General features: G+C 36.5%; 10 protein-coding genes. 6 read left to right on the top strand and 4 right to left on the bottom strand.

Translation table 11 applies throughout. The features are described 5' to 3' along the window. Window positions 1-45: 45 nt before the first annotated feature. The 4 genes from P0077_RS19255 (at window position 46) to P0077_RS19270 (ending at window position 6,228) form a co-directional block, all read left to right on the top strand. Window positions 46-2,667, top strand: coding sequence for a PAS domain-containing sensor histidine kinase (locus tag P0077_RS19255; RefSeq protein ID WP_276166823.1), 2,622 nt, complete (start codon window positions 46-48; stop codon window positions 2,665-2,667). Window positions 2,668-2,674: 7 nt separating this feature from the next. Next, window positions 2,675-3,082, top strand: a complete 408-nt coding sequence (locus P0077_RS19260; RefSeq protein ID WP_276166824.1) for a response regulator — start codon at window positions 2,675-2,677, stop codon at window positions 3,080-3,082. 104 nt (window positions 3,083-3,186) lie between these two features. Beyond that, window positions 3,187-5,811 (top strand): PAS domain S-box protein, encoded by a 2,625-nt coding sequence (locus P0077_RS19265; protein ID WP_276166825.1) that lies wholly within the window; start codon window positions 3,187-3,189, stop codon window positions 5,809-5,811. Between the two features lie 6 nt (window positions 5,812-5,817). Beyond that, the gene (locus tag P0077_RS19270) at window positions 5,818-6,228 is read left to right on the top strand and encodes a response regulator (RefSeq protein ID WP_276166826.1); all 411 of its coding nucleotides are present in this window, start codon (window positions 5,818-5,820) and stop codon (window positions 6,226-6,228) included. Between the two features lie 5 nt (window positions 6,229-6,233). Here the strand turns inward: P0077_RS19270 and P0077_RS19275 are convergent, their stop codons facing one another. The 4 genes from P0077_RS19275 to P0077_RS19290 all read right to left on the bottom strand — a co-directional run bounded on the left by P0077_RS19275 (window position 6,234) and on the right by P0077_RS19290 (window position 10,672). After that, the gene (locus P0077_RS19275) at window positions 6,234-7,484 is read right to left on the bottom strand and encodes a glycosyltransferase (protein WP_276166827.1); all 1,251 of its coding nucleotides are present in this window, start codon (window positions 7,482-7,484) and stop codon (window positions 6,234-6,236) included. A 41-nt stretch (window positions 7,485-7,525) separates the two neighbouring features. Continuing rightward, window positions 7,526-9,037, bottom strand: coding sequence for a DEAD/DEAH box helicase (locus tag P0077_RS19280; RefSeq protein WP_276166828.1), 1,512 nt, complete (start codon window positions 9,035-9,037; stop codon window positions 7,526-7,528). A gap of 194 nt (window positions 9,038-9,231) precedes the next feature. Further along, window positions 9,232-10,161 (bottom strand): 2-hydroxyacid dehydrogenase, encoded by a 930-nt coding sequence (locus P0077_RS19285; protein WP_276166829.1) that lies wholly within the window; start codon window positions 10,159-10,161, stop codon window positions 9,232-9,234. Between the two features lies 1 nt (window position 10,162). Then, window positions 10,163-10,672 carry a DUF6155 family protein gene (locus tag P0077_RS19290; protein ID WP_276166830.1) on the bottom strand — a complete coding sequence of 170 codons (510 nt, stop codon included), beginning with the start codon at window positions 10,670-10,672 and terminating at the stop codon, window positions 10,163-10,165. Window positions 10,673-10,842: 170 nt separating this feature from the next. On the opposite strand from P0077_RS19290, the gene P0077_RS19295 reads away from it, so the two are divergent. Together P0077_RS19295 and P0077_RS19300 are read left to right on the top strand one after the other, a co-directional pair. Next, window positions 10,843-11,706: a sigma-70 family RNA polymerase sigma factor gene (locus tag P0077_RS19295; protein ID WP_194527398.1), complete on the top strand. Its 864-nt coding sequence runs from the start codon at window positions 10,843-10,845 to the stop codon at window positions 11,704-11,706. A gap of 859 nt (window positions 11,707-12,565) precedes the next feature. After that, on the top strand, window positions 12,566-13,864 hold the full coding sequence (locus P0077_RS19300; RefSeq protein WP_276166831.1) for a PI-PLC domain-containing protein: 1,299 nt from the start codon (window positions 12,566-12,568) through the stop codon (window positions 13,862-13,864). Window positions 13,865-13,875: the final 11 nt, after the last annotated feature.

A 13,875-nucleotide genomic window follows, 5' to 3' on the forward strand; every position in this document is an offset into this window, starting at 1 on the left:
GACAACCTTTATTTCCTAGTTAAAATGCGGCAATAAGTTTAGCAAATGAACATTGAAAACTATCAAATTGAAGATTTAGATGAAGTTATAGCAGATTTAAATGCTATAGCCAGAATAGGTTATTGGATTTTCAATGTTCAAACAGGCGAATACAAGCTAGATCGGGTAAGCTATGAAATACTACAATTACCGGATGGAACCGATTTACATGACAAAAAGAGCACTGCCTATTGTAGAAATGAAACGAAGTGGACCTTTATTAAAAAGCTTATACACAATGCGGTTGAGCAGAACTCTTCATTTAACCATGAAGTTGAATTAGAGGTTCCAAGCGGAAATTCTATTTGGGTGTTGCTAATTGGCAAGTGTATTACATCCACAGAACAGCGAATAAAAGTGTCAGGGATGATACAGGACATTACCGCTCGAAAAGAATCGGAAAACGAACTAATCGAAAAGAACGAACTTTTAAATTTTACGGAGAACAAGGCTGCTTTAGGGCATTGGAAATGGGACATTAGCACTAATTTAGTTACCTGTTCCAAAAACATATCTCGCATCATTAAAGTACCCTATGGCAAACGCATATCGGTTCATAAGTTAACAGGTTCCGTACACCCAGAAGATATTGAAGACGTTAGATCGCATTTAAATAATGCGGTTAAAACTAAAACTTTTGAAACGCTTTTTCACAGATTCCGATTAGAAGACGGGTCCGAAAGGATAATTCAAGTTTTGGGAGAGCCCATCATAGACGAAGATTCTACTTTAAAAGGTTTTATATGCAGCTCTCAGGATATTACAAAAATAAAGCAATTTGAAGAGGAACTGTTGAAAAAAAACCAACTCTTTAAGGTTGCTCAGCAGAGAGCAAAATTTGGGTATTGGCAGTGGGAAGTTGACACGGATACAGTAATATGTTCCCAAAACATGGCCCAACTCCTTAAAGTGGAAGAAAACGTTGAATTTCCCCTAAACACATTAATAAAGGATGTACATCCAGAAGATGTAAGCCACGTGCGAGCAAGTTTGGAACAAATTATTAAGCAGAAGTATTTTAACAGTTTTTCGCATCGCGTTGTTATAGATAATCAACTTATATATGTTAAAGTACAAGGGAAGGTCATAACAGATTCTGACGGGGAAATTGTAAATATTCTTGGAGTCTCCCAAGATGTGACCGATCAAAAAATTATTGAAAATGAGCTTAGAAGCAACAATCAATTATTGGGATTTGCTGAAAAGATTTCAAAAATAGGTCACTGGCAATGGGATTTTTCCACTAACTATATAAAATGGTCTACCAACCTTTACCGCATTTTTGAAGTTGAAGAAGGAACGCCAATCAAATTTGATACTTATTTCAACTTTATACACCCAGATGATGCAGAAAGAGTTACTGCCAAAATTGATGCGCTATCAAAACACAAAAATTTTGAGGGAGTCATACACCGGATTGTATTAAAGAACGGAAAGATAAAAACAGTAGAATTATTGGCAACCGTGAATCTTGATCGGTCTGCCAACATAATTGAAATGTTGGGTACCCTGCAGGACGTAAGCGAGCAACGGGCAGATGAAATGAAATTTAAAGCTTTATTGGAATCCGCCCCTAACGCAACTCTTATTCTTGGTAAGGATAACATTATACAAATGATTAATTTACAGGCAGAACACCTGTTTGGCTATACCTCCCAAGAACTGGTAGGCCAATCTATTGATCTTATTATTCCTTCCAGATATGATGAAATACGAGCTCCACTAAGAGATGCTTTTTACGCCAATCCTGAAGTTAAGACCTATGATATTGGTAAGGATTTTTATATGTATGATAAACAGAGGAATGAAATTCCTGTTGAGGTGACTCTTGGCCCTCTACAGCTAGAGGGAGGCTTTCTTTTATCCGTAGTTGTAAGGGATATAACTGCAGAAAAAAACTACCAGCATAAAATTTTAAAAGCTAAAGAAGAACTAGAGGTACTTACGGAGGAATTAACAGCCCAAAATCTACAACTGGCGGACTTTACCCAGATAACGTCCCACAACTTACGTGCCCCTGTAAGTAATTTGAATTCGCTTGTAGACATCTATAAAATGATGGATGATGAACAAGAACGTAATGCGTTGTTCGAAAAATTCGAAACGGTAATCTCTCACCTTACCCTAACGCTTAATACGCTCATAGAAGCATTGAGTGCAAAAAATGATGCTTCGGTAGAGCGTAGTGAAGTTTCTTTTAGCGAAGTCCTTATGAAAACTCAGGAAATATTCACTGCTGAAATCACAAAAACCAAGGCGGTAATAAAAAGCGATTTTTCTCAAATAGACACTTTAAAATATCACAAAATATATTTAGATAGTATTTTTCAAAATTTGATTGGCAACTCTTTAAAATACAAAGCCAAGGAACGAACGCCTCAAATTGAGGTTACCTCAGAAATGAGTGATAACAAAGTAATTTTAAAATTTAAGGATAATGGTTTAGGTATAGATCTCAAAAAACACGGTCATAAAATATTCGGTTTAAACAAAGTGTTTCATAACCACCCCGAAGCAAAAGGTATTGGTCTTTTTATGACAAAAACTCAAATAGAGGCTATGGGCGGCAAAATATTTGTTTCTAGTAAAATCAACGAAGGCACAACTTTTAGTATTCATTTTAATTAATTAAATTATGAAACCTCCCTTTCACCTCTGTATTGTTGACGATGATGATATATACAGATTTACAGTCCTTCAAACGGCAAAAACATTGAATATGGAATATAGAACAACCGTTTTTTCCAATGGTCAAGATGCCCTAGAATACATTCAGGCAAATCAAAATAATCCCGAAACCCTACCCCACTTTATCTTGTTAGATATTGATATGCCGGTTATGGATGGTTTTCAATTCCTACAGAGTTACGATGATATAGAGCCCACTTTAACAAAAAACATCACTATTTATATGGTTTCATCATCTGTAGACCCAAAAGATATTGAATTAGCTAAAAGTTATAGCTCTGTAAAAGATTACATCTCAAAACCCTTGAAAAGCGAGCAGCTTAAAACTATAATCGACACGATAATACCCAACTAAAATTAGAATCATGAAAAACAAAAACGCTGTTGTTACCGTATAAATATAGATACATATACTTAACTTATTCAAATTATACGGTAGACTAGTTTCAAGCGCACAAAATGAGTTCAAAAGACAATAAAAATATTATTGGCCCAAGTATCATGAATTCCATTCATGAAAGGCTAAAGATAGGTTCGTGGAAATTGAACGTTGAAACCGGTGTATACACAATAGATAACGTTACTTGTGACATACTACAAATACCTCATACTACAGTATTACAGCGAGGAAAAAAAATGCCTTTTAAGAGAACCGAAGATACCGTTCTAAAAGTTGAAACAGGTCTGAAAAAGACAATTGAACAAGGCGTGCCCTTTGACCATGAACTGGAATTTGTCACGGAAAAAGGAAATACGATATGGCTACACGTTTTGGGCAACAGTCAATTTAAAGACGGTAAGTGCACTGAAATCCTAGGGGTTATTCAAGATATTTCAGATAAAAAAAGTGCCCAAGAAGCCATACTTCACCAGAATAGATTGTTTGATCTTGCCGGACAAAAGGCGAAGCTTGCCCATTGGTATTGGGATTTTCAAAACAACCATTTTCTCGGTTCGAAATTTTTATGTGAGGTTCTTGGTATTCCTGAAGGAGCCAAGTTTAACCTGGAAACTTTACTAAAGGATATACCTTCTGATAATTTAGCGTACGTAAAAGAGCAGATAGAAACCAATATAAACAACAAGACTTTTGAGAGCTTTTACCATCGGATAATATGTGCAGATGGTTCGGAACGCATAGCGGAAGTCATTGGTGATATCTATACCGATAGTAATGGTAATATCACCCACATTATTGGCATTTCACAAGATGTTAGCAATTACAAGAATATACAAGCAGAATTAATAAAAAAGAACGAGCTTTTGGCTTTTGCCGAACAAAAAGCTCAAATTGGGCATTGGCAGTGGAATACCATTACAGATCAGGTATTCTGGTCAGATCATCTGTATCATATTTTTGAAAAAGAGCCCAACTCAAATTTACAATTTAGTTCCTATTTTAATAGCGTTCATCCTGAAGATCAACCTATAGTAAAGTTACATATTGAAGATTCAATTAAGAAAAAATCTTTTGACAGTATTACCCATCGAATTGTTCTTGAAGATAATTCCATTAAATGGATTCAACTTTTGGCCGAAATCGTTTTTAACGAAACAGGGGAAGTACAAATGATGATGGGTACTTGCCAAGATATCACTAAGTCCAAGCTAGCCCAAAATGAACTGCTGAACAAAAATAAATTACTGGACTATGCAGAGGAAATAACCAAGATGGGAAATTGGCAGTGGGACCTAAGTACAAACAACGTGAAATGGTCTGCCAATCTGTACCGAATTTATGAGCATGAAGAAAATGCCCCAATAACCTTTCAAACTTATTTTGATTACATTCACGAAGAAGATAAACCAAAGGTTACAGAAAAAGTAGAAATTCTGTTAAAAGACAAATCTTTTGAAAGACTTGTGCACCGCATTGTCCTTAAAGATGGTACCATAAAAACGGTTGAATTGTTAGGCACCGTTATTGTTGACGAATTTGGAAGGGCTATTGAAATGCTGGGCACATTACAGGATATTAGTGAGCAACGGGCAGAGGAAATGAAATTTAAAGCATTACTGGAAACCGCTCCTAACGCTACTCTTATTCTGGATAAGGACAATATTATACAAATGATCAATTTGCAGGCAGAACGCCTGTTTGGCTATACTACACAAGAACTAGTAGGTGAATCTATCGACCTTTTAATTCCTTCCAGGTATGATGAAAAACGAGCTCCCTTAAGAGATTCCTTTTATGCCAATCCTGAAATTAAAACATATAATTTCAGCGAGGATTTATATATGTACGATAAACAGAAAAGTGAAATTCCCGTTGAGGTGACTCTTGGCCCACTGCAGTTAGAGGGAGGCTTTCTTTTATCCGTAGTAGTTAGGGATATAACTGCCGAAAAAGATTACCAAACTAAAATCTTAAAAGCTAAAGAAGAGCTTGAGGTACTTACCCAAGAATTAACAGAACAGAATCAACAACTTGCAGATTTTACGCAAATTACCTCACATAATTTACGCGCCCCGGTAAGTAACCTAAACTCGTTGCTCGAAATTTTCAATATGACGGATGATGAAGAAGAGCGTCGCGAACTTTTCAAAAAATTTGAAAGTGTTATAGGCAACCTTACCCTTACACTCAATACACTTATAGAATCACTTACAACAAAGTCGGACACCTCAAAAGAACAGAATTTAGTATCCTTCAGTGAAGTGCTATCAAAAACCGAGGAAATATTCGCTGCTGAAATTCTGCAGACAAAGGCTGAAATCAAAAGTGATTTCTCTCAGGTAGATTCTATGATCTGCCACAAAATTTACATGGAAAGTATTTTTCAAAACCTTATAGGCAACGCTTTAAAATATAGGTCTGAGGAACGTAACCCTCAAATAGAGGTTACTTCAGAAATGAAAAATGGCGAAGTGATTTTAAAATTTAAAGACAACGGCTTGGGCATAGACCTAAAAAGACACGGTCATAAAATATTTGGATTAAACAAAGTTTTCCATAATCACCCAGAAGCAAAAGGAATTGGTCTATTCATGACCAAAACCCAGATAGTAGCCATGGGAGGAACCATATCAGTATCAAGTAAGGTCAATGAAGGCACTACTTTTAGTATTCAATTTATTTAGAAAATTATGAAAAACCCCTTTCACCTTTGTATTGTTGATGACGATGATATTTATAGGTTTACTATTATTCAATCGGCAAAATTCTTAAAAATAGAGCACAAAACTTCTGTCTTCCCTAATGGAGAAGAAGCCCTAACCTTCATCACCGAGAACCAAAACAATGCGGATGCACTACCCCATCTTATTTTGTTGGATATTGATATGCCCATAATGGACGGGTTTCAATTTTTAAAAGAATATAGCAAGATTGAAGCTTCACTAGCTAAACAGATTGCTATTTACATGGTATCCTCATCCGTAGACCCAGAGGACATTGAACGTGCAAAAAATTATCCTTCGGTTGTAGATTACATTTCCAAGCCTTTAAAAAGTGATAAGCTTCAAATGCTAATAGAAAAGACAAAAGAGAGTTCATAAACCCATTAGCACTCATTTTTTTTGTTCTTTTCTTCTATCCATTTTGAAAGGTACTTTGTACTCTGCATGGTTTGGTGTTGCAATACACTTCCAATAAAATTTTGAGCACGACAGTCTTTAAGATTGAGATGTAAGTGTTTTATTTTTTTGGATAATCGTTCCTTTAAATTTTGCGCATTGTACAACTCATTAATAAGAACTACACCGTTTTGTTGTGCTTCATACCAACCTTTTTCGTCGCTGTACAATTGAACGGCTTCTTGTGCAAAATCCTGTGCTTTTTGGGCAATGGCTCCACTCCACGGTAAACCTTCTTGCATTCCTTCTACGCCTATAGGTGTAGTAACGCTTGGGGTTCCATTTTGCATGGCTGTGGTAAGTTTTCCCTTAATGCCTGCACCAAAACGCAACGGAGCAAGGTTTATACGTGCACTTGCCATTACCTCATTCGCATCTTGGGCCCAACCTTTTATTAAAAATCCAATTTCTGGTTTATGAAGCTGCGTCACTTGTTGCGGCAAATATGCTCCGTAAACGGAAACTTGGGCATCTGGCACAGCTTTTCTAATCAATGGCCAGATTTCTTGATACAACCATAGTACGGCATCAACATTAGGGGCATGCTTTCCGTTCCCGATACACACAAAATTTGCCCTTTCAATAAAACTAGGCCAGTTTTGTTGAGCTTCCTCGGTCAATTCATCCAAAAGAAAAGGAAGATGTAAAAATAGGTTTTCATCTAACTTAAGCGTTTGGGTCAGCAATTGCATTTCAAATGTTGAAACCATTAAAGAAAGGTCACAACGGAGGATACTTGCAGTTTCGCGTTTGGTGATGTCATGTGTTAGCCAATCCTCCACTGAGAAAGGAATTCCTTTTTTATGGGATTGCTCCCTTATTTTCCGTAAAGAATGTAAATCTTCCGTGTCCAATATTTTAATGGCCTGTGGAGCATTCTCCGTAACTCGCCATCCAAATTGTTCTTCGGTCAAGAAACGATCGTACAGGATAACATCAGGGTTTATTTTCTTTAGTAAAGTATCAAAACCAGAATCGTTCAATGCAATGGACTTTGATTCTATCTGAAGTGCATCAAGATTTAATGAAAGTTCTGTTTCCGAGGCTGTACTAGCAAACACTATACGGTACCCTTCAACTTTAAAAAAAACCAGGAGTTGGAGCATCCGGTTTCCTGCAGCTGTAGAAGCAGGTTCCGGCCAAGTAAAACCAATAACTAAAAGTACGTTTTGCTTCACTAGACCTATTTAAACGTTTAGGTTATCCAAAATAATTTTAACTACATCTTGGCAGCGAACATACGAGAAATACTTGACCGCAATTTACGCTCATAATCCTCCTCTAGCCACTCTTTGTAATTCTTGGTATTGTTCATGATGCAATACGAATATTGACGCACCCTATACTTGATCTCTTCTTTGAGTTCTTTCGCCAGAATACGTGCATCAAAAACATCTTCGGAATTTTCTACACAAATTTGGGCATGTTGGTCAATACTACGTTCTAGTACTATTTTAGACCGTAATCCTTGTGCAAAAACTTTTTTATACTCCTCTTTTATATTAAACTCAATATTGGTAGAATTTTTAAACTTTTCACGAAGTGCAGCTGGCATTTCATAAACAAACTCTTTCTCAATTTCTTCATCATTCTTAATGTTCTCAAGATAGAAATCTGGAAAATGAAAAATTTCTTGCCAATCTATTGGAGCGTCCCACAGGCCAAAGCGTGCCACATTGTTTCCTAGATCTACAACCGTGAATTCACTTTTATTCTCCAAAATACGGGATCCACGACCAATCATCTGAAAATACAAGGTAAGTGAACGCGTAGCCCTGTTCAAAATAATGGTCTCTACGGACGGTTCATCAAAACCCGTAGTAAGAATACTAACCGAAGTTAAAATAGCATCTGGCGTATTGGAAAACCACTCTAATATTTCTTTACGTTCAGAAGCGGTATTTTTATTGTCTAGATGACGCACATTATAACCGGCCTTCTTAAACGTTTCATACACATAACGGGAGGTATTGATACCATTGTTAAATATTAACGTTTTTGTACCCTCAGCTATTTCCTTGTATGCCGATAGCAGCTTGCCCAACATACTTTGGTTGCTATACAGCTCATCTGATGATTTAACGGTATAATCCCCACTAATACCCAATTTAAGACTTTGCAGACTTACATCATAATTGTACATGTTGCCCTTGGCCAAGAAATTTCTCTTGATCAAAGCTCCAATGGATTCCCCCACGATCAACTTTTGATAGTTGTCCTTCATGGGTAGTTTTATATTGGAACTTAAAGGTGTGGCGGTAACTCCTAAAATCGTAGATTTTTTAAAAAACTTAAATAGCTTTCTAAACGAATTGTAATGGGCTTCATCTATAATAACCAAGCCTATGTCATTTATCTCTACTTTCTCTTCTTGCAGCCTGTTGTTAAGGGTTTCTACCATGGCTACAAAGCACATGAACTCATCTTGATCGGTAAGTTCCTTTACCTCACTATTAATGATCTTATTCTTAACACCAAAGCTTTTCAGCATTCTAGATGTCTGTGTACTTAGCTCTATACGGTGTGTAAGTACAACCACTTTTTTACCCGTTTTCTCAATATAACGACGGGCAATCTCAGAAAAAACAACCGTTTTTCCGCCTCCCGTAGGTAATTGATAGAGTAAGTTTCCTTTCTCTTCAGGATCCTCAAGATGCTTAAAAATGGTATTCAGATCTTCAATCTGATAGTCGTACAGCTGCTTTTCGGTAGTATTTTTTTTTAACTCCAAGTAGGGTCTAAAATTTAGTGTTCGATTATTGTAAGTAGGTGGGGTATCCCAAAATCTCAATTTTACAAAATTAAAGGAAATTTGTACTTATTTGAAATTAATTCGAGTTAAATCGATAAAAAGGCAAAACAAAAACTTCCAATCCCCCTAAACACGGGAGCGATTTTCATCTCTTTCAGAAATCGAAATTTCACTTAATATCCCTTATCCATAACCACCTCATTCAATAACGGGCGGCCTTTCTGAAGTCTATCATAATTCTCTAAAATTTGAGGTACTACAGAATTTGTATCGGAAACACTGGCGTAATGAGGTGTCATCTGTATTTTTTCGTGGTTCCAGAACGGATGGTCTTTAGGTAGAGGTTCTTGATGATACACATCTAACCCCGCGCCTGACAAATGATCATTGTTCAACATTTCCAACAAATCCGCATCAACTAAATGGCCACCACGAGCCACATTTATTACAAAGGCCCCTTTTGGCAGTTGTTGAAAAAGCTTTTTATTTAATATTCCAGAAGTAGCTTCCGTTAAAGGTAAAAGGCATACTAAAATCTGAGAGGTCTTAAGAAAATCCTGAAAGTCCCCTTCACCAACAAAACACTGTACACCATCAATATCTTTTTGCGAATTTGCCCATCCTTGAACCTTAAAACCGTACTTTACCAAGTCTGTTGCCAATTCCTTACCGAGTGCTCCCAACCCCATTATACCCACAGTAAAATCTGAAATACGATGGTATTGTAGAGGTTGCCAAACCCCTTTGGTCTGGTTGATTCTATAACGGTCTAGATTTTTAAGATGACTAAAGATGACAGCCAAAACATGCTCACTCATATCTTTGGCCAACATATCATCTACAACTCTAGTAATAGGGAGGTTTTTAGGGGCTGTTCCATCTTCAAAAATAAAGTCTACCCCTGCTCCACTTGATGCTATTAATTTTAAATTAGGATAAGGCGCCAAAGTTCCGTTTGGGTGTTTCCAAACCAGGGCCATTTCTATTTTTTCCTTGGGATGCTCTTCTTGGTAGCTATACACTTCCAAATCTGGTTGCTGCTCTAAAAGGGCTTTTTTCCAAAGACCAATTTTATCATCCTGTCTAATAATTACTATTGCCATATTAATCTATGATATCCAAGGCTCGGGAAAATCCTTCGCCAAATTGCCAATTTTGTTCTTGTGTTATGGTATAAATCTTTACGATACGTTCTTTATATTCTCCCAGCAGGCCATTTACGGAAACAAACTGAACAGCTTCAGTAAATGAATTCATCATACTTTTATAAAAGGAATCCGGTATGTTCCGGTCTTTTTCAAATATTTGGGCAATCTCTAAGTTGTACAACATAATATCTGCCGTAAGATGTGGATCTACCCCTAGTTTTTTAAAGTGCTTAATGAACTTTTGCGCCACGGACCGTCTGGCCCTGGGCCTTTTTCTCCTCACAGGAAAATACTCGTTGCTAATTTTAGTTTTCGCTTCTTGAACAAGCTTGTCTTCTTTTGGGTTAAAGATGAAGTTATAATACTCCTTTACCTCTGGAAAACGATCATATAGATCTAAAAGCTGTTCTTCAATAGCTTCTTTATCAATTTCTGAAAGGTATTTTTTCAGCTTTCGCTTGCTCATTTTACTTTATTTATCTTCAAAAATAACGGAACAACGAGAATCCGCCTACATTCGTACTTAAAATCTTAAACTTCTCATAAATTTTGTATAAGAATACTGACATCTCTTTGGAAAATCGATAATAAAAATGTATACTGTACTCTTGTAGTAATCCTAAACATACTAGATATATGAGGCAACTAAAGATTATCAAGCAAGTTACGAATCGTGAATCAAAATCATTGGATAAGTACTTGCAAGATATCAGTAAAATTGATCTTATCAATGCGTCTGAGGAAGTAGAACTCGCACAAAGAATACGAGCTGGGGACCAAGTAGCCCTAGAAAAATTAACTACAGCTAACCTACGCTTTGTGGTCTCCGTGGCCAAACAGTATCAAAATCAAGGGTTGAAGTTACCCGATTTAATTAACGAAGGTAATCTTGGACTTGTAAAAGCCGCTAAACGTTTTGATGAAACACGTGGTTTTAAATTTATATCCTACGCCGTTTGGTGGATCCGTCAATCGATTCTTCAGGCTCTTGCCGAACAATCTCGTGTTGTGCGTCTGCCACTCAACAAAATTGGTTCTATTAATAAAATTAAAAAAACATTTTCTTATTTAGAGCAAGCACATGAAAGACCACCTTCTGCCGAAGAAATAGCCAAAGAGCTAGAAATGACGGTAAGTGAGGTGAAACAATCCATGAAAAACTCCGGAAGACACGTATCTATGGATGCGCCTCTGAGAGAAGGGGAAGACTCCAACCTTTACGATGTACTTCGTAGCGGTGAGTCTCCAAAGCCGGATAAAATTTTAATGCAACAGTCGCTAAATACAGAAATCAACCGTGCTCTAGAAACCTTATCTCCAAGAGAAGCGGACGTGGTTAAATTGTATTACGGAATAGGCGACCAACAATCTATGACCTTGGCCGAAATTGGACAGACATTTGATCTTACCAGAGAGAGAGTTCGTCAAATTCGTGAAAAGGCAATTAGAAAGCTGCGCCACAATTCAAGAAGTAAACTGCTGAAGACTTATTTAGGCTAAGCCTCTAAAAACAAGCATATAAAAAAGCCCTGACGATAAAACGTCAGGGCTTTTTTTGAACAACTAATATTCACTAAATAACTAAGAAAAATTTAGTTTATTAATTTCTTCACTGTTTAGAATTTCATTTAAGTTTTCAATAAAATTCATGTAAGCTGCATTGTCTGGGTTTTGATTTGCCATAGTTGTAGGTATTAAAGTTGATGGATTTGGGATCCTGATTACATATAATCTAATTCTACTAATTCGTTTAAACTTAATATTTCATTTAAGTCTTGAAGGAATGATAAATATTCTTCTCCGTAGGTATCGTAAAGCATAATCTTGTATAGGTTAAGTTAATATTTTGATTTGGTGTCTCAATTATTATGATGTAAACTTATTCATTAAGACCACCTTCAACAACAAAATGTGGTGTAACGAATGAAAAATGTTGTAAAACCTGTTAATCGTGCAAAAATGCTCTTTTATTGAGCCAAACAGGTGTGTTATTCATCGTAAAAATGTCACATTTAATCTATTAACCTCTGTTTATCAAATGTTTATTGTTTTTCAACCCCAATGTTCATAGGTGATGTAGGGCATTTTTCGCCTCAAATTTACAATCTATACTACATTGTGCTAGTGATTTTAGTCGTTTATTTTTCAAAATCTATCAACTAGAGATTTTTTTACTTTAGAACCTAGTTTTCTATAATCTACCAACTCTTTTAAGCAGAACAGACCTATATCGCCCACGCTGAGAATACACCGCAATAAGCAAGCAATCCAAAACGTTACTACCTTATACACTAATGTTTATAGAATAACTTTATATACTATATATATGGTGTGTTGAAAATTACATTTACCAGTTACAATGAAAAACAAAGCAAAAATTGCCGGCTTACTATTTATATATACCAACCTTTGTATAGCATCGCCTGAAACCTTTTGGATGGAAACCGGTTCTACTCCACTTACGCCATCCCTAACAGTAAACCAAACAAGCCTAACCCTAAATAGCCATAGTTTTAACGCCCAACAAAAAAGTAATTTTGCGGTTGGCGGTCAAACCGAACATATTGAAAGGGGTCTCACGGTAATTCATTTTAACTCATCGGACACTTTTGAGTTTAAAACCTATGACACCTACTCTAGCCCGGAAGAACTGGATAAACTTATGTCCGTATTAAAACAGTTACAATCCCACAAAGCTACTTTCGCCATTCTCGCCCATGATTCTGCTGTAAACGGTAAGCTAAAATCCTCAGCTGAATTGACGCAAATGGGTTTTCAAAAACTAGGAGCCTTAAAAGGTCGCCAAGCATACACCATGCATAACTTTAATGGTATAATTACGGAAGAGGTTAACGATAGTTCCGTTATAATTTCTGAAAATGTCCCCAACATATCAAAAGACACCAAAATCTACTTCCCTAAAATCACCTATGACTTTGAACCCAATAATAATCGGTATATAGCCCATGCAGGTGGTGAGATAGATGGAGTTAAATCTACCAATACTAAAAACGCACTTGACGAAAACTATAAAAAGGGGTTTCGTCTTTTTGAACTTGATATTATTGAAACTTCCGACGGAAAAATGGTAGCTGCACATGACTGGGCCATGTGGGCACGATTTACGGATTATCCTGGTGACTTACCTCCTTCTCATTCAGAATTCATGAAACATAAGGTTTATGGAACGTACACAACCCTAGACCTAGAAGGAATAAATACCTGGTTTAAAACTCACCCTGATGCTATTTTGGTTACAGATAAAGTAAACGACCCTATAGGTTTTGCTAATCAATTTATAGATAAAGACAGATTACTGATGGAGCTTTTTAGCCCTATGGCCATAGAAGAAGCCTCACAACAAGGTATTAATGCAATGATGTCACAAGAGCCATTACTGAAGATAAAAGGCGATAAATTGAAGTGGCTAACCATTAACAACGTGAAACATGTAGCCCTCTCCCGTAGAATAATTGCTTCACAAAAGAAGTTGTTGCTTCAACTGAGAGCTAATGATATTAAGGTATATGTGTACAATGTAAATTTTGACCCCGGAAAAGATGAAACCTATGTTCAGGAGAATGAAATAGGGCTCGTTTACGGTATGTATGCCGATAAATGGGTGTTTGATACAGCTGTAAAAAAGGAAAGCAAATAAACCGTTTAATA

Source organism: Zobellia alginiliquefaciens (assembly GCF_029323795.1).
GTDB classification, from domain to species: Bacteria; Bacteroidota; Bacteroidia; order Flavobacteriales; family Flavobacteriaceae; genus Zobellia; species Zobellia alginiliquefaciens.

Coding starts and splice junctions, on each gene's coding strand:
- P0077_RS19255 (WP_276166823.1), top strand. CDS start 46: ATGAACATTGAAAACTATCAAATTGAAGATTTAGATGAAGTTATAGCA.
- P0077_RS19260 (WP_276166824.1), top strand. CDS start 2,675: ATGAAACCTCCCTTTCACCTCTGTATTGTTGACGATGATGATATATAC.
- P0077_RS19265 (WP_276166825.1), top strand. CDS start 3,187: ATGAGTTCAAAAGACAATAAAAATATTATTGGCCCAAGTATCATGAAT.
- P0077_RS19270 (WP_276166826.1), top strand. CDS start 5,818: ATGAAAAACCCCTTTCACCTTTGTATTGTTGATGACGATGATATTTAT.
- P0077_RS19285 (WP_276166829.1), bottom strand. CDS start 10,161: ATGGCAATAGTAATTATTAGACAGGATGATAAAATTGGTCTTTGGAAA.
- P0077_RS19290 (WP_276166830.1), bottom strand. CDS start 10,672: ATGAGCAAGCGAAAGCTGAAAAAATACCTTTCAGAAATTGATAAAGAA.
- P0077_RS19295 (WP_194527398.1), top strand. CDS start 10,843: ATGAGGCAACTAAAGATTATCAAGCAAGTTACGAATCGTGAATCAAAA.
- P0077_RS19300 (WP_276166831.1), top strand. CDS start 12,566: ATGAAAAACAAAGCAAAAATTGCCGGCTTACTATTTATATATACCAAC.